Below are 15,921 nucleotides of genomic sequence, written 5' to 3' on the forward strand. Positions count from 1 at the left end.
CGTCGCCGATCTCGACCGAGCACGCGTGCATCACTTCGGGGCAGGACGACATCTTGCACCAGAAAGGGAGACACAATGGCAGTCATGGTCAATCGCGTACTTGCGTGGTGCGTCTATGCGGTCATCTTCACGGCATCCAGCCTGACAACGGCCGCGCCTTGCGGACAGGCCAGTTCGGTGCAGGGTGACAACAAGCGGATCGTCGCCGACGCATTCGATCGATGGGCGGCGGGAGGAACCACCTTCTTCAATGATCTGCTGCACGAAAACGTGGTGTGGCGCATCAAGGGATCCGGTCCAAGCGCCGGCGAGTTCAGAGGGCGCGAGGTGTTCCTCGATCGCGCGGTTCGCCCGTTCGCCAGCCGATTGTCGACACCGGTGCGTCCTACTGCCGTGAGGATCTTCGCCGATGGTGATCACGTCATCGCGCATTGGGAAGGCAGCGGCGTGGCCCGTGACGGCAGGCCTTACGCGAACAGTTATGCGTGGATCATGCTCATGCAGGATGGCAAGGCGGCCGAGGTCACGGCCTATCTCGACCTCGTACCCTATGACGACGTCCTGCGGCGTATTCCTTCGTCAGCGCAATAGGCGGGGTGCGAGTAGGTTTGATCGCGACAAGGGAAGGTGCGCTCCCTCCCCCGCTTGCGGGGGAGGGGTGGGGAGAGGGTGTCTCCGCGCTGGGATTATCGAGATTAACTGAGGACGTCCCTGCGCGGCGAGAGCCCTCACCCGCCGCGCTCTGCGAGCGCGATAGCGGAGGCTATGCCTCGGCGTCCTTTTGAAGGACGGCCGCCGAAGGCGGCCTATGCTCTCCCGCAAGCGGGAGAGGCGGAGCAAGCCTGCAGACGATCCGATACGGCGTTGTCGATGCCGGCCGTAATCGCCCTCCCGTAGACCTTGTCAACACGCGAAATCATCAGGATGATCTCCGCATCGTAGCATCGCTTGCGAGGCCTTCATGCGAAAATGCGAAGTCGCCGTGCTGGGTCTGGGGCTCATGGGCGGAGCAGCGCTGGGCGCATTGCTGGATGCCGGCGTCGATGCGCTCGGCTTCGACCCTGTCGCAGCAGGTTCGGATCGAGGCTCGTCACATGGGTCATGTCGCATTTTCCGTCGCTTCAATTTCGAAAACCCCAACTACACCAGCCTGAGCGACGAGGCGCATGCCGGCTGGATCCGGATGCAGAGCGAAAGCGGTCAAACAATTCTGACGGACACTCCTATTCTGGAGGCCGGCCGTCCCGGCTCCGCCATGGTGGCGTCCTCGCGCGCGGCCGCGATCGCGAAAGGGCGTCCGGATCCGATGTTGACCGCGGCTCAAGCGAACAAGGAATTTCCGGCTTTCAGCCTGCCGCACGATTGGGACGTCGTCGTGCAGGACGGTGGCGCGATCCTGCGGACCGAGGTCGTCATGACACTGATGCGCGCACGCGCCGGAAATCGTGTGATTCCGGAACGCGCGAGCTTCGCGCCGCACCACGACGGCGTATCGATCCGCACGGCGACCGAAGAGTTCTTCGCCGAGCGCGCGATTCTGGCGCTTGGCCCATGGCTCGGTCGCGCACTCCCGCCACTAGCCGCGCTGCTCAACGTGACCCGACAGGCGGTCGGGTGGTTCGCGCCTGCTAGCCCCGACACTGTGGCGCTCGGTCGTTTCCCGATCTTCATTCTGGACCGAGGTCCTGATGACATGGTCTACGGCTTTCCGGACTTCGAACAGCGCGGCGTTAAAGCTGCGCCTCACAACCACGGGCCCGTGGTCGGCCCCGACGACTGGGGTCCGCACGCCAGCGATGCCGAACTCCGCCCCATCGGCGAAGCGCTGGCCGCCCTCGTCCCGGGCGCGGCCGGGCCCATCATCGATCGCGACGTCTGCCTCTACACCAACACCGCGCCCGCCGACCGCCGGCTAGACGCGGGCGAGGAATTCATCATCGATCGCTGGCCGGAGTCCCGCCTGATCGTCTGCTCCGCGTGTTCAGGCCATGGTGCGAAGTTCGCGCCCGCCATCGGGCAAAGGCTTGCCCGCCTTGCCACCGATCCGTCCTACGAAGCAGAACCCTTCTTTCAGCTTTCGCGCTATTCTCGATTTGCCTGAGCGGTTGCTGGATGTTGCGGTGACAATGCACGCGCACCGTCCGGCGGCAAACGCCTTCAAGAGACCCGAGCCAGAGCCCTGCCTGTGCGACCTCGTGCGATCTTGGCACTATGCTCCTGTTTTGCCCGACGAAGCAAATGACGGGAGATTCCTCGGCTTTTTGGCTCCCGAAATCCTGTCCGGCCCGCACCTGATCCAGCCCTCCGCGTAACCCATTGATCTTGCAACCCCCGTCTACTGTGCATGGGGTTGTTTTCGCACTTTTGTTGTTCCATGGCTGAACGCGAAGCGTTCAACCCTCACGGCACGCCCCCACCAAGCGAGACCAACATGCACTCTTCCGCCAGCGGCTGGGGCAACGGGCTCCTCGGCGTCATCATCTTCAGCGGCTCGTTGCCGGCGACGCGCGTGGCCGTCGGCGGCTTCTCGGCGCTGTTCCTGACCTCGGCGCGCGCCGTCATCGCGGCGCTGATCGGTGCGGCGGTGCTCGGCCTGCTCCGGCAGGCGCGGCCGCAGCGGCAGGATCTCGCCTCGCTCACCATCGTCGCGATCGGCGTCGTGATCGGCTTTCCCCTGCTGACGGCGCTCGCGCTCCAGCACATCACGTCCGCGCGGTCGATCGTCTTCATCGGCCTGTTGCCGCTGTCGACCGCGATCTTCGCCGTGCTGCGCGGCGGCGAGCGGCCGCGGCCGCCGTTCTGGCTGTTCGCTGGTCTCGGCAGCGCCACGGTGGCCGGCTTTGCCCTCGCCGGCGACGGCGTGGCCTCGCTCGCCGGCGATCTCCTGATGGTCGCCGCGATCGTGCTGTGCGGCCTCGGCTATGCCGAAGGCGCCGCGCTGTCGCGCCGCCTCGGCGGCTGGCAGGTGATCTCCTGGGCGCTGCTCCTCGCGCTGCCGCTGATGCTGGCGCTCGCAGTTCTGACGTGGCCGCCCGTCTGGAGCGGCATCAGTGGGCCCGCCTGGGTCGGGCTCGCTTATGTCTCCGTCTTCAGCATGTTCGTCGGCTTCATCTTCTGGTACCGCGGGCTCGCCATCGGCGGCATTGCCCGCGTCGGCCAGCTGCAGCAGCTACAGCCGTTCTTCGGTCTCGCGCTCGCAGCTCTTCTGCTGCACGAGCCGGTCGCAGGAAGCATGATCGCCGCGACCGCGATCGTGGTCGCCTGCGTCTTCTTCGCGCGGCGGTTTGCGTGAGGACAACCCGCTTCGTTACTTCCTGCCGGATTGAGGCTTTTCGATCCCGGGCAATCGCGCGATCTGCTCGGCGAGGAAATCGACCAGGAGGCGCACGCGCGCAACGCCGGACCGCTCCGGCACGATCAGCATGTTCAGCGGAACGGGCGGCGGCGAATAGTCCGGCAGCACGCGTTCGAGGCTGCCGTCGGCGAGAAGGTCGTTGACCAGCCAAAGATGCGCCGGCGCAATGCCGCGGCCCGCCGCGAGCGCCTCACGCGCGGCCAGCCCGTGATCCAGGCGCAGCCGCCCGCTGAAGGGGATCGCATGGCGGCCTCCGCGGCGGCCCTGCAGCACGAGGACGTCGCTGCCGGCGATGTTGGACATGCGAACGCCCTCGTGATGGGCGAGGTCTTGCGGGCGCGCGGGCCGGCCACGCGCGGCAAGATAGCCGGGTGCGGCCACGAGCAGCCGCCGCGACTGGCCAAGCGACTTCAGCTTCATCGTGCTTTCGGCGAGCGGCCCCAAACGGAGTGCGACATCGACGCCCTCCCGGACGAGGTCGATCCGCTCGTCGGTCAGGCTGAGGTCGACCGACACGTCCGGATAGATGTCCTGGAAGGCGAAGATGAAACGGCTGACGTGGAGCACGCCGAACGCCGCGGTGCAGGAGACCCGGACAGTTCCGGCCGGCGCGCCGCGCGTCGAGCGCGCCTCGTCGCCGGCCTGCTCGACGAGACGCAGGATATGCACGCAGTCGGCGTAGTAATTGCGGCCCTCCGCCGTCATGGTGACCCTGCGCGTGGTCCTGGTGAGCAGCGGCACGCCGACCGCCTGCTCCAGCTCTCGAATGTGCCGCGTCACCGTGGATTGGCCGACCCGGAGCTCGCGCGCGACCGCGGACAGGCTTCCGCGCTCGGCGACGCGCACGAAGCTGCGCATGCGCTCGAGCGTGACCTCCGACCTATCCATTTTCCGGCACAATCTTATCCATTGGCCGCTTCTACCGGATCGCGGTCCCGGGCGCTATCTGCCGATCCCAAATCATCAATCCAATGGTGCTGACATGAAAGTGTTGATCGTCTTTGCTCATCCCGAAGCGCGCTCGCTGAATGGTTCGCTCAGGGATGTCGCCATCAGAGAGCTCGAGGCCCAGGGCCACGACGTGCGGGTCTCCGACCTCTATGCCGAGGGCTGGAAGTCCGAGGTCGGTCGCGGCGACTTCCCGTCGCTGCCGATCGATGGGCGTCTCGGGGTCGCCGCGGCATCCAAGCAGGCGTTCGAGGCGGGCACGCTGACCGCCGACGTCAAGGGCGAGATCGAGAAGCTGCTGTGGGCGGATGCTCTGATTCTCCAATTTCCGCTGTGGTGGTTCAGCATGCCTGCGATCCTCAAGGGCTGGGTCGACCGCGTGTTCGCCTACGGCTTCGCCTATGGTGTCGGCGAGCACAGCGACAGGCGCTGGGGTGACCGTTACGGCGAGGGCACCTTGGCCGGCAAACGCGCGATGCTGATCGTGACCGCCGGCGGCTGGCAGGACCATTATTCCGCCCGCGGCATCAACGGGCCGATCGACGACCTGCTGTTTCCGATCAATCACGGCATTCTCTATTATCCCGGCTATGACGTCCTGCCGCCGTTCGTGGCCTATCAGGTCGACAAGCTCGATGAAGCCGCTTTCGGCGCGACGGCCGAACGCCTGCGCGAGAGGATGAGAACGCTCGCGACGACGTCACCGATTCCCTATCGGCGCCAGAATGGCGGCGATTACGTCATCCCGAGCATGCAGCTCCGCGCCGGGCTCGAGTCGCCCGGGGCGCGCGGTTTCGCGCTCCACCTCGATCGACCTGATGAATGCGGCGCGGCGGACAAGCCTGGCGTGATTCGATCGACGACAAATCTCCGCGCCGCAACCGCGTAGTTGCGAGACGGCTCGCGTCGCGCTCTCGAGGCTGGGAGCGCGACGCGCTCATCCCATCACGGTTCGCGTCAGCGCGCTCCGTGCAAACTTCTTCAGCGGCATCGGCTTGCCGAACAGAAAGCCCTGCACGAGGTCGAAGCCGAGCTCGTTCGCGGCGACGAGATCGGCGCGGCTTTCGACCCCTTGCGCCACCGCGCGCGCGCCAAAGCCCTGCGCCAGCTCGACGATGTGACGGCACACCGTGCGCTTCAGCCGGTCGCCGCCGCTACCGGTGACGAATTGCCGATCGGCCTTCAGCTTGACGAAGGGAATCTTGTCCAGGTCCATCAGCGAGGGCCAGTTGGCGCCGAGATTGTCGATCGACAGGCCGATATTATGCAGGCCGACCTCGCGCGCGACCTCGCCCAGGAGATCGAGCTCGCGGATCGCCTCCTCGCTGTCGATCTCGACCGTCAGTCCGCCGAAGGCCGGGTGCGTCGGCACGCGGCGGCAGAGATCGCGCACGGCCTGCGGCTCCCTGAGATAGGAGGCGGGAAGATTGATCGACAGGTCGACCGGACTTTGTTGCTCCAAAAGATAGTGCCAGTCCTGCATGGCGCGATCGATCACGAACTCCGACAGCGCGCGAAAATGCGGATCGTGCGGCTCCGGGATGAAATAGGCCGGCGGCACCACGCCCCAGGTCGGATGCCGCATCCGCACCAAGGCCTCGGCGCCGTTGCGGACCAGCGTGCGCGCGTCGATCTTGGGCTGGTACCAGAGCTCGAGCCAGCCGGCGTGCAAGGCCTCGCCGACATGCACGGCCGGGCTCGGCGCCGGCTCTTCCGGCAGCAGCATGGCAACGCGCTCGCGCAGCGTCTCCGCGGCAAAGGGCGTCGTCAGCGGCGGCAGCATCGCAAGGCCGTATTCCTCACCGACCTGCCGCACCGCTTTGACGATGATCGAATCGCGGGCGCCGACGGCGAGAACCTTGCCGGCAAATGCCTCGCGCACCAGGATTTCGAGGAATCGTCCCGGCTCGATGCCGTCGGCGGCGACGCCGAGCAGGATCAGGTCGGGCAGTTCGCTGGCGAGCACGGTCTGCAGCTCGTCGGCGCTGGCGCATTCGCAGGTGACGAAGCCGAGATCTTCGAGGATCTCGCTGAGAAAGGCGCGCAAGTGACGCTTGCTGTCGGCCACGCAGGCGCGCGGCGTCACCTTTCGTCGTCCGAAGGTCACAGGCCTTCGTCCGACGAGCTCAATCATCCCATCGTTCATTGCAACACCACTCCCGTTCCGTGACGGTTTCATAACCGCGGAGCGTGGGTTCAAATAAGGAGAGCTTCACATCGTTCTTGAATTATCTGAGTAACGTTAAGCCCTGCAATTCGAGCTAATTTGTCGACAGATTCTTCGAAATGAATTCGCATACCCGAGCACCACACGCGCAGCGCCGGTTGTTGCAGGTGAAATGCCTGCGCGCGCGATCGGCGCGCGACTTGCCGCTCGACGGCGTCGAGGGATGCACGCGCGCGGTTGCTCCGAGGCGGCGATCAAGCCGGCGCAGCGTTAATCGACGGCGACTTTCAACTCGCGCCTTCCCGCGATGCGCGCGTCGCGGCCTTCCGCGCGTGACGATTCTGCGACAACGGGTCCGGGCTAGCGGCCAAGAATGTGAAGTACATCACACGCGCATTGCTGCACTCGCGCTAAAGGTTCCCCGAGCTGGTGGAGGGCTGTCGAGGACTACAGCTATGTCGATGCGGCGAATGATGTATTGGTGGTTCAGGTTCGTGCTGTCAGGGCGATTCATGGATCGCTTCCTGTGCCTGCCGCGTTAGCCGCGCTGTGCACCGTGGCCTTCGCGGCCGGACCCGATCTAGGTCTGCCCGATCAATTTGCGGAACGCCGCCGCGCCGTCCTGCATCGCGTCGCGTCCCTTCCAGGCCAGATAGCTCAGCTTGCCGCCGATCGTGTCGTGGCTGCGCAGCCGCCGCGAGCCGAGAATGTGGCCGACATTGGAGGGGAAGCGGCTCACCTCGGCGGAGACCAGCGCCGCGATCGCGTCCATCAATTGCTGGAGGCGGACGCCCCATTCGCAATGCTCGATGCCGTCGATGCGAACCTTGAGCGCATATTCGGTGTCATAGATTTCGGCGAGCAGGTCGCGGGCGATCAGCACCCGGTTGTGCCGGAGTGCGACGCGAAGTGCGAGGCGCTTGTCGTCGAGCCGGTCGAGGACCATCGGCACGACGCAGGCATAGGGTGTGGCGGCGACGTCCGCGGCGGCCTTGCTCGCAGCCGCCCTGGTGGCAAGCCGCACCAATTGCCATGAGGTCTTCAGTCGTCGCGCCACCAGCGCCAGCGCGAAGGGCAGCGCCTGGGGATGGGCCTTCTTGAAGGCGTCGAGCTGCGCGGTGATCTGGGCGACTTGGCCATCGTCGAACTTCGCGATCTTCTCGGGCAGCTTCGCGTTGAACTTCGGTAGCGCATCGCCGGCGCGCAACACATGCAGCATCTTCACGACGTCGTCGAAAGCGGTGCGCGAGGCCGTATATTGCCCGAGCTTGGCGCGCGCAGATTCGGCGCTCTCGGGCGAATTGAGCGTGCTCTCGAGGACCTTGACGACCTTGGTCTGGAAGGTCGAGGCGATCTTCTGCACTTCCTTGGGGTTGTTGGCGGCGACCTGGTCGCCGATCGCCTTGATGTAGTCGCGCGCCATGGTCGGCAGCAGGTCGCGGCAGATCCACTCCCAGATCGGGGTGAGGGTGTTGCGCGAGATCCGCCCCATGTTGGCATGCTCGGGCGCGCCGTCGATCAGCAGCAGCTCCAGCGGTGCGAAGAAATAGCGCGACGGGCTGGTGGCGCGCGCCTGGCTCGATCCGTCCTTGCGGAATTCGGCGCGCAAGCGCGCCTGGATGTCGGCCGAACCGGGCATGTCGATGCCGCACAGCTCGAGCCGCTCGAGCTCGCTGAGCAGACAGCTGCGCGACAGCGGCGTCAGCCTCTGCAGAAATTCCGACAGCCGATCGATCTCGTCCATGGCACGCAATCTTTCGCAGCGTGGCCCGCGGGCTTGCGGGCCCAATGCGTGGAGGCATTTGCGCGCTCTCAACCTCCCTAGAGAAGCAAGTCGCCGTTAATTAATCCGTAAAATCCGGGGGGCGGATGTCGGAGCAAGGCGGCCGCACGAGGAGCTTTTCCTCGTCCGAGACCAGGATCTGGGCAGAAAACTCAACCGCTACATGGTCGCGTGCGACGTCGCGCAAGCACAAATTGTGCCGAAGCCGTCATTTTAGCGTAAAAGGGCCCAAATCACCGTAGTCTTACGGAGCAGAAAGTTAACCACAGACCCGCCCCGGTTCCGGTAAACGAGTGACATGGGGTCACAGAATGATACGGCCACCGATTCGCGGCCGTCGGAATGGCACGAAAGCGCTGCTTCAGCTGAAGAGCCCGATTTCGTCCGTCTGAGCGCCGTTCGTGCGCAGGCGGCCGACGAAATGGCGGCTGCGATCGCTCGCGAGCTCAACGGCCCCCTGACCGCGCTGCTGCTCTACATGGGCGAGATCAAGCATCACAGCGATCAGCTCGTCCCCGCCATGGGCGATCGTGCCTATCTGCAGCGGGTGGTGGAGAACGCGCTGGCACAGACCGAGCGCGTTTGCGGCCTGGTCAAGCAGCTCGCCGGCGCTCACAAGGGCGGCTTGTCGGCCCCGTCCAGCACCGAGGAGGCAGAATCGAGGGCCGCCCGCGTGCTGCAGCCGCCGCGCGCACCGAGCGCCGATCTTCTCGGCCCGTCCGGCCAGAAGCGGCTGACCAAGCGCGAGCGCGAGGTGCTGAGGCTGATCAGCGAAGGCTACTCGAACAAGCAGGGCGCGCTGCGCATGCAGATCAGTCCGCGCACCTTCGAGAGTCATCGCGCCGAGGCGATGCGCAAGCTCGGTGCGCGCAACACCGCGGACCTCGTCCGTGCGGCGCTCTTGCATGCGATCGACTGATCCGGGCTGGTTGCGCCGCCCTCGGGCGGCGCGGACGAGATGCCGAAGATCCATCTCGATAGTTTGGAAATCCGCGCTCAGAAATAGTCTTCGGCGAACGGACGTGCGCGCGGGGCGGGACGCAGCGGTTTGATCTCTTCCTTCGGCGCGCTCGGAATGATCGTGATGGTCCAGCGGGGAGGCATGCTCGATTCCTGCTCCAGCACCGAGCGCACGAAACCGGTCACGGTCGACTCGCCGGCCCTGACCGTCGCCATCCGGCCGTTGAACTGTGCGATGCGGAAGCGACGAACCTCCTTCTGGTCGGCGGTCTCGTAGGTGAACATGGAAAACCCTCCTGGTTTTCCGGGACTATCGCCAGCTATGATTAGCCATCTGTGAAAATCGCAAACCGTAGAAGTACGGCGGGAATACACGCGCCGGTAGTTCGGGAGCGCTTTTACGCGAAGTAGCGCGACGAGGGCGCGCCAAAAAGCGAACTAGCCTTGCGGCTCCTGCGCATGCGCGGCGGCGTAGGCCGCATCCATCAGGTCCAGCATCGCGTGGAATTCGGCCTCGCCGAGGCTTTCCGCGGTTTTCTCCAGCCGCAGTGCCAGCGCTGCGAGCCTGAGATAGCCGAACGTTCCGGCCGCGCTCTTCAACGAATGCGCTTCGCGCGCGATCTTGGCGTGGTGCTGCGCAGGCGAGAGCGTGCGGAACAATTGCAGGCGTGCGCAGGTCTCGCTCCAGAACACGTCCCGCACTTCAGTGGCACCGTCCTCGCCGATCTCGCGCACCAGCGCTTCGTACGCCCGCGGCTCGCGCGCGGGTTCGGCATCGAGCGCCATCGCAGGCGCGACGGTGACGTCAAACATGGCCTTGCCTGCCTTGATCACGGTTCGTTGTCGCGCGGCACGTCGCCGCCCGAGGCATGTCGCGTATCTACGGCATTCGAATTTCAGTTCCGGTAGCGGGATGGCCGGTGTTTGCAGGCCGACTTTAGCGCCCGGTTTACCAAGCGGGCGGCGCTCAGTGCGGGCCGAGCAGCCGGTCGTACTGGCCCTTCACGGCGGCGTAGCATTCGCATGCCGTCTGGCGCAGCCCGTCGAGGTTGGTGATCTGGATGTGCCCGCGGCTGTAGTGGATGAAATTGGCCTGCTGCAGCGAGTTGGCGACCAGCGACACGCTGTTGCGCCGGGCTCCGATCATCTGGGCCATGGTCTCCTGGGTCAGCAGCAGACGCGACTCGCCCGACAGATCATGAGTGTGCAGCAGGCAGCGCGACAGCCGCGACTCCACCGGATGGGCGGCGTTGCAGCCCGCGGTCTGCTGCACCTGGGCGTAGACCGCCAGCCCGTGGCGCGAGAGCTGTGCGCGCAGGGTGCTGCTCTGGTCGGCGGCCATGCGCAGGCGGTCCAGATCCACCACCGAGGCGACGCCGGGCACCAGCACGATGGCCGTGTTCAACGCACACGCATCGCCCACGATTGCGAGCGTCCCGAGCAGGCTGTCGCGGCCGATCATGGCGACTTGCACATGCTCGCCCTTGGCCAGTTCCACGACCAGCGAGATGACGCCGCGGTGAGGAAAATAGGCGCGCCTGAGCGTCTCGCCGGTCTCGACCAGCACCGCCTCGTGGGGCAGATCCGCCGTTCGCAGGTGCGGGCGGATCAATTCATAATCGTCCGCCGACAATGCGGACAGGAAACCGTTGGATGGACGCATCATCGTTTCCAAGGCTGCCTCCCCGTTCCCATGCGCCTTCGAATTCGCAGCGCGCGGATGACGTCGTGTGCGGGTAAGTTCCATCATCTTCGCGTCGGGATATATTGGCAATTGAGACAAGTTGTCCGGCCCTGGCGATGCGTCGACGCTGCGTGCACGTCGGCATACAGGGCTCGCATCGTGCTCCCGTCACGCCACCAAGGCCTGGGAACAGCATAACCGCGTCCATCGGCGAGATGCCGTCGGCAAGTGCCGCACTGGTCCCCACGACGCCGTCGCGGCCCAGCATCGCAATTTCGATCGTCTGTCCTTCGGACAGGCTCACCCTGATCGAAACGGATCCACCATGCGGGAAGTAGACGTGTCCCGACGCAATGCCGACCTCGCCCACGACAGATTTACTGACCATTTCGAGCGTCGCGAGATACGGACGCAGCAAATCGAAATCTGCCGCGTCGAGCAGTTGCAGCAGCTGATTGGGCGGGGGCCTGCTCACGGTCATGCAGGTCAATCCGGCGGGTTCGATGGTCGGCGGGCGGGGCGGCTTCGTCACTCAGGTGCACAGCGCGCAAATACTAACCTGAAGGTTGTGGTGACGTCCATATACCCGTTAGAGGGCAGACAGGCTGTCTCATTTGCGGCGGAGTTAAGAAGCGCACACTGATTCGCTGGCGAGGCGGCCGTCCTGCAACGCGTACGCGGGAATTGGCGGCAAGGGGCCTCAGGAGCTGGAAGGCATTGCATCCGCGCTGGCCATCGGGCCGGTTCGCGTCGCCTCGTCCGCTTCCGCAAACGACGTTCGTTCCATCCCTCATCGAAACCAAAGGAGAAAGGCGTGCCCCACGGTTCAATCGTTGAATCGCCGAAAAGGGAAGCTCAATTGGGGCGAGACGATCTGCGCCATATTCTCGTCGTCGACGATGACCCGATGGTGTGCATGGCCATCGAGGTCTACCTCCAGCGCAACAATTTTCGGGTGACGATCGCCGAGGGCGGTGAAGCCGGACTGCGTGCCCTCGAGGACAAGCAATTCGATCTGATGATCATCGACATCTTCATGCCGCACATGCGCGGGTTCGAATCGATCCGGATTTTCCACGAGCAGGCGCCGGTGATTCCGCTGATTGCGATGTCCGGCCACGCTTTCGCAAATCTGAACTCGCCCGCGCCCGACTTCCTGCGGATGGCGCTGGAGCTCGGCGCCGCGCGTTGTCTGCGTAAGCCGTTCACGCCGGACGCGCTGCTCGCCGCCATCAACGATTGCCTGGCAGAGCATCGCCCCCGCTCCGACGTTGCCACGGCGGTGCAGCTCGGTTAGCGCCGCACGAGCCGCTCGGCCGCAGGGTAACCCTTCGTTTACCTCGAGCGCGGATCGCGCAAATCGCGGCAACGCCCAGGAAACGTTCAAGAGCGCGCGCGGCGAGAGCCCCGCCGGTTGCGGGCGGCCCGCGCCAACCGCCTGCGGGCCGGCCCTATCGTTCTTTGCGAGCAGGACTTTCCCACGCGCCTCGTCGCGCAATTATCGGCTCGTTGACCGCGCGGCTCCCGCCGTTGCGACGCGGAGGCGGTTTTGCCGAAAAGCGCTGCAGCATGCAGCAGAACCGCAAACTTCTCTTCAATATCCGTAGTAGCACGGAGGATGAAATTAACGGGACTGTGAAAGGGGATGTCTAACGATCCAGGATAGGGGCTTCCGTCCGTGCCGAGGGTGGCTCGGACGTCGCGTTTGCGGCCCAGGTCAGTAAGGCGTAGCTCATGGATGATCTGTTGCGGGAGTTTCTGACGGAGACCAGCGAGAGCCTGGACACCGTGGACAATCAGCTGGTGAAGTTCGAGCAGGAGCCGAACAACGCCAAGATCCTGGATAACATCTTCCGCCTGGTCCACACCATCAAGGGCACCTGCGGCTTCCTGGGCCTGCCGCGGCTGGAAGCGCTGGCGCATGCCGGCGAGACCCTGATGGGCAAATTCCGTGACGGCATGCCTGTCACCGCCGAGGCGGTGACGGTGATCCTGTCCTCGATCGACCGCATCAAGGAGATTTTGGCCGGCCTGGAGGCAACCGAGGCCGAGCCTGAAGGGAACGACCGCGATCTCATCGACAAGCTGGAGGCCATGGTCGAGCAGGGCATGGCCGCGATGGCGGCGGGAAGCGCTGCGCCTGTTGCAGACGCACCGCCGTTGGCGCCGGAAGCACCAGTTGCCGCGGCGCCGGCCAAGGAGATGACCACGGGCTCGCTGGTCGAGCAGACCCTGGAGCGCCCGCTGCGTCCGGGCGAGGTCTCGCTCGACGAGCTCGAGCGCGCCTTCCGCGAGACCGCGATCGAAGCGCCGCTCGCCGCGCCCGTGGCCAAGACTGAGGTCAAGGCTGCACCTGCGCCGGCTGCCGAAGCCGCCGTTGCCAAGGAAGCCGCAAAGCCCAAGGAGAAGGCCGCGAAGAAGTCGATGGCCGACGAGATGGCGGGCGAGGGCGACCGCATCGCCAACCAGTCGATCCGCGTCAACGTGGATACGCTGGAGCACCTGATGACCATGGTCTCCGAGCTGGTCCTGACCCGCAACCAGCTCCTGGAGATCTCCCGCCGCAACGAGGACACCGAGTTCAAGGTGCCGCTGCAGCGCCTCTCCAACGTCACCGCCGAGCTGCAGGAGGGCGTCATGAAGACGCGCATGCAGCCGATCGGCAATGCCTGGCAGAAGCTGCCCCGCATCGTCCGCGACCTCTCATCCGAACTCGGCAAGCAGATCGAGCTCGAGATGCACGGCGCCGACACCGAGCTCGACCGCCAGGTGCTCGATTTGATCAAGGACCCGCTCACCCACATGGTGCGCAACTCCGCCGATCATGGCCTCGAGACCCCCGCCGAGCGCCTCGCCAGCGGCAAGGGCGAGCAGGGCACCATCCGCCTCTCCGCCTATCACGAGGGCGGCCACATCATCATCTGCATCGCCGACAACGGCCGCGGCCTCAACACCGAGAAGATCAAGGCCAAGGCGCTTTCCTCAGGTCTCGTCACCGAGGCCGAGCTGGAGAAGATGAGCGAAGCCCAGATCCACAAGTTCATCTTCGCGCCGGGCTTCTCCACGGCGGCCGCCATCACCTCGGTGTCGGGCCGCGGCGTCGGCATGGACGTGGTCCGCACCAATATCGACCAGATCGGCGGCACCATCGACATCAAGAGCGTGGCCGGTGAAGGCTCCTCCGTCACCATCAAGATCCCGCTGACGCTCGCCATCGTCTCGGCGCTGATCGTCGAAGCCGCCGGCGACCGCTTTGCGATTCCGCAGCTCTCGGTGGTCGAGCTGGTGCGGGCCCGCGCCAACTCCGAGCACCGCATCGAGCGCATCAAGGACACCGCGGTGCTGCGCCTGCGCAACAAGCTGCTGCCGCTGATCCACCTGAAGAAGCTGCTCAAGATCGACGACGGCGCCGCCAGCGATCCCGAGAACGGCTTCATCGTGGTCACCCAGGTCGGCAGCCAGACCTTTGGCATCGTCGTCGACGGCGTGTTCCACACCGAAGAAATCGTGGTCAAGCCGATGTCGACCAAACTGCGTCACATCGACATGTTCTCCGGCAACACCATTCTGGGCGATGGCGCGGTGATCATGATCATCGATCCCAACGGCATTGCCAAGGCGCTCGGCGCCGCCGGCTCCTCGGCCCATGACATGGGCGACGAGAACGGCGCCCATCACATCGGCTCCGGCGAGCAGACCACCTCGCTCTTGGTGTTCCGCGCCGGCTCGTCGCAGCCCAAGGCGGTCCCGCTTGGCCTCGTCACGCGCCTGGAAGAGCTGCCCGCCGACAAGATCGAGTTCAGTAACGGCCGCTACATGGTGCAGTACCGCGAGCAGCTGATGCCGCTGGTCGCCATGGACGGCGTCACCATTGCGAGCCAGGGCGCCCAGCCGATCCTGGTGTTCGCCGACGACGGCCGCTCCATGGGCCTCGTCGTCGACGAGATCATCGACATCGTCGAGGAACGGCTCAACATCGAGGTCGGCGGCTCCTCCTCCGGCATTCTCGGCTCGGCCGTGATCAAGGGCCAGGCCACCGAGGTGATCGACGTCGGCCACTTCCTGCCGATGGCGTTCGCCGACTGGTTCACCCGCAAGGAGATGAAGCCGTCGCTGCACTCGCAGTCGGTGCTGCTGGTCGACGACTCAGCGTTCTTCCGCAACATGCTGGCGCCGGTGCTGAAAGCCGCCGGCTACCGCGTCCGCACCGCGCCGACCGCGCAGGAAGGCCTGGCCGCCCTGCGCGCCCAAAACTTCGACGTGATCCTGACCGACATCGAGATGCCCGACATGAACGGGTTCGAGTTCGCGGAAGTCGTCCGCTCCGACAACAACCTCGCCGCGACGCCGATCATCGGCCTCTCGGCGCTGGTGTCGCCGGCGGCGATCGAGCGCGGCCGGCAGGCCGGCTTCCACGATTACGTCGCCAAGTTCGACCGTCCCGGTCTGATCGCGGCGCTGAAGGAGCAGACCGCGGGCGCCGCCGGCGCCTCCGAGCTGAGCCGGGCCGCGGCGTAAGCAGGACGGGGATCAGGAGACACCGAGATGAGCAAGAAGACCCAGTCCGCTGAAGGCGCCATGGTCGAGTACGTCACCGCGATGATCGGCGGCCAGCTGTTCGGCCTGCCGATCTCCCGCGTCCAGGACGTGTTCATGCCCGAGCGCGTCACCCGCGTGCCCCTGTCCTCGCGCGAGATCGCGGGCGTCCTCAATCTGCGCGGCCGCATCGTCACCGTGGTCGACATGCGTGCCCGCCTCGGCCTGCCCAAGGCCGAAGACGGCAAGGTGCCGATGGCGGTCGGCGTCGATCTGCGCGGCGAATCCTACGGCCTGCTGATCGACCAGATCGGCGAGGTGCTGCGCCTGTCCGAGGACGGCAAGGAGGAGAACCCCGTCAACCTCGACCCCCGCATGGCCAAGCTCGCCGGCGGCGTCCACCGCCTCGACGGCCAGCTCATGGTCGTGCTCGACGTCGATCGCGTCCTCGAGCTCGAAACCAAAGTGCAAATGGCCGCGTGAGCCAA

Annotated in this window: 15 protein-coding genes; 8 read left to right on the forward strand and 7 right to left on the reverse strand. The window is 65.5% G+C overall.

Going from position 1 to position 15,921, the window contains the following annotated elements:
* The first annotated feature begins 75 nt into the window (after positions 1 to 75).
* From AB7M16_RS20360 to AB7M16_RS20370, 3 genes are all read left to right on the forward strand, one after another.
* Positions 76 to 591, forward strand: coding sequence for a nuclear transport factor 2 family protein (locus tag AB7M16_RS20360; protein ID WP_453945014.1), 516 nt, complete (start codon positions 76 to 78; stop codon positions 589 to 591).
* Positions 592 to 961: 370 nt separating this feature from the next.
* Complete coding sequence (locus AB7M16_RS20365; protein ID WP_453945015.1) at positions 962 to 2,101, forward strand: FAD-dependent oxidoreductase; 1,140 nt, start codon at positions 962 to 964, stop codon at positions 2,099 to 2,101.
* Positions 2,102 to 2,431: 330 nt separating this feature from the next.
* Positions 2,432 to 3,292: a DMT family transporter gene (locus AB7M16_RS20370; RefSeq protein ID WP_453945016.1), complete on the forward strand. Its 861-nt coding sequence runs from the start codon at positions 2,432 to 2,434 to the stop codon at positions 3,290 to 3,292.
* A 15-nt stretch (positions 3,293 to 3,307) separates the two neighbouring features.
* On the opposite strand, the gene AB7M16_RS20375 is transcribed toward AB7M16_RS20370, so the two are convergent.
* A complete protein-coding gene (locus tag AB7M16_RS20375) occupies positions 3,308 to 4,243 on the reverse strand; it encodes a LysR family transcriptional regulator (protein WP_453945017.1) in 936 nt (311 codons plus the stop codon).
* 94 nt (positions 4,244 to 4,337) lie between these two features.
* Between AB7M16_RS20375 and AB7M16_RS20380 the strand changes: the two genes are divergently transcribed.
* Entirely contained in the window at positions 4,338 to 5,192 is an 855-nt protein-coding gene (locus AB7M16_RS20380; protein WP_453945018.1) for an NAD(P)H-dependent oxidoreductase, read from the forward strand.
* Positions 5,193 to 5,240: 48 nt separating this feature from the next.
* Here AB7M16_RS20380 and AB7M16_RS20385 read toward each other — a convergent pair whose 3' ends face one another.
* Together AB7M16_RS20385 and AB7M16_RS20390 are read right to left on the reverse strand one after the other, a co-directional pair.
* Positions 5,241 to 6,449 (reverse strand): EAL domain-containing response regulator, encoded by a 1,209-nt coding sequence (locus AB7M16_RS20385; protein ID WP_212257630.1) that lies wholly within the window; start codon positions 6,447 to 6,449, stop codon positions 5,241 to 5,243.
* A gap of 601 nt (positions 6,450 to 7,050) precedes the next feature.
* Complete coding sequence (locus AB7M16_RS20390) at positions 7,051 to 8,214, reverse strand: hypothetical protein (RefSeq protein ID WP_453945019.1); 1,164 nt, start codon at positions 8,212 to 8,214, stop codon at positions 7,051 to 7,053.
* Between the two features lie 337 nt (positions 8,215 to 8,551).
* On the opposite strand from AB7M16_RS20390, the gene AB7M16_RS20395 reads away from it, so the two are divergent.
* Positions 8,552 to 9,172 (forward strand): helix-turn-helix domain-containing protein, encoded by a 621-nt coding sequence (locus tag AB7M16_RS20395; RefSeq protein ID WP_172788791.1) that lies wholly within the window; start codon positions 8,552 to 8,554, stop codon positions 9,170 to 9,172.
* Positions 9,173 to 9,249: 77 nt separating this feature from the next.
* Here AB7M16_RS20395 and AB7M16_RS20400 read toward each other — a convergent pair whose 3' ends face one another.
* The 4 genes from AB7M16_RS20400 to AB7M16_RS20415 form a co-directional block, all read right to left on the reverse strand.
* Positions 9,250 to 9,498: a hypothetical protein gene (locus AB7M16_RS20400; RefSeq protein WP_172788790.1), complete on the reverse strand. Its 249-nt coding sequence runs from the start codon at positions 9,496 to 9,498 to the stop codon at positions 9,250 to 9,252.
* A gap of 153 nt (positions 9,499 to 9,651) precedes the next feature.
* Entirely contained in the window at positions 9,652 to 10,026 is a 375-nt protein-coding gene (locus AB7M16_RS20405) for an Hpt domain-containing protein (RefSeq protein WP_172788789.1), read from the reverse strand.
* A gap of 154 nt (positions 10,027 to 10,180) precedes the next feature.
* Complete coding sequence (locus AB7M16_RS20410) at positions 10,181 to 10,879, reverse strand: Crp/Fnr family transcriptional regulator (RefSeq protein ID WP_172788851.1); 699 nt, start codon at positions 10,877 to 10,879, stop codon at positions 10,181 to 10,183.
* Positions 10,827 to 11,429, reverse strand: coding sequence for a hypothetical protein (locus AB7M16_RS20415; protein WP_453945020.1), 603 nt, complete (start codon positions 11,427 to 11,429; stop codon positions 10,827 to 10,829). Before AB7M16_RS20415 ends, AB7M16_RS20410 begins: the two co-directional genes overlap by 53 nt.
* A gap of 342 nt (positions 11,430 to 11,771) precedes the next feature.
* On the opposite strand from AB7M16_RS20415, the gene AB7M16_RS20420 reads away from it, so the two are divergent.
* The 3 genes from AB7M16_RS20420 to AB7M16_RS20430 all read left to right on the forward strand — a co-directional run bounded on the left by AB7M16_RS20420 (position 11,772) and on the right by AB7M16_RS20430 (position 15,916).
* Positions 11,772 to 12,194, forward strand: a complete 423-nt coding sequence (locus tag AB7M16_RS20420) for a response regulator (protein ID WP_172788850.1) — start codon at positions 11,772 to 11,774, stop codon at positions 12,192 to 12,194.
* 437 nt (positions 12,195 to 12,631) lie between these two features.
* The gene (locus tag AB7M16_RS20425; RefSeq protein ID WP_453945021.1) at positions 12,632 to 15,415 is read left to right on the forward strand and encodes a hybrid sensor histidine kinase/response regulator; all 2,784 of its coding nucleotides are present in this window, start codon (positions 12,632 to 12,634) and stop codon (positions 15,413 to 15,415) included.
* 27 nt (positions 15,416 to 15,442) lie between these two features.
* Positions 15,443 to 15,916, forward strand: a complete 474-nt coding sequence (locus AB7M16_RS20430) for a chemotaxis protein CheW (protein WP_453945022.1) — start codon at positions 15,443 to 15,445, stop codon at positions 15,914 to 15,916.
* The last annotated feature ends 5 nt before the right edge of the window (positions 15,917 to 15,921 follow it).

It is taken from the genome of Bradyrhizobium sp. USDA 372, assembly GCF_053629095.1.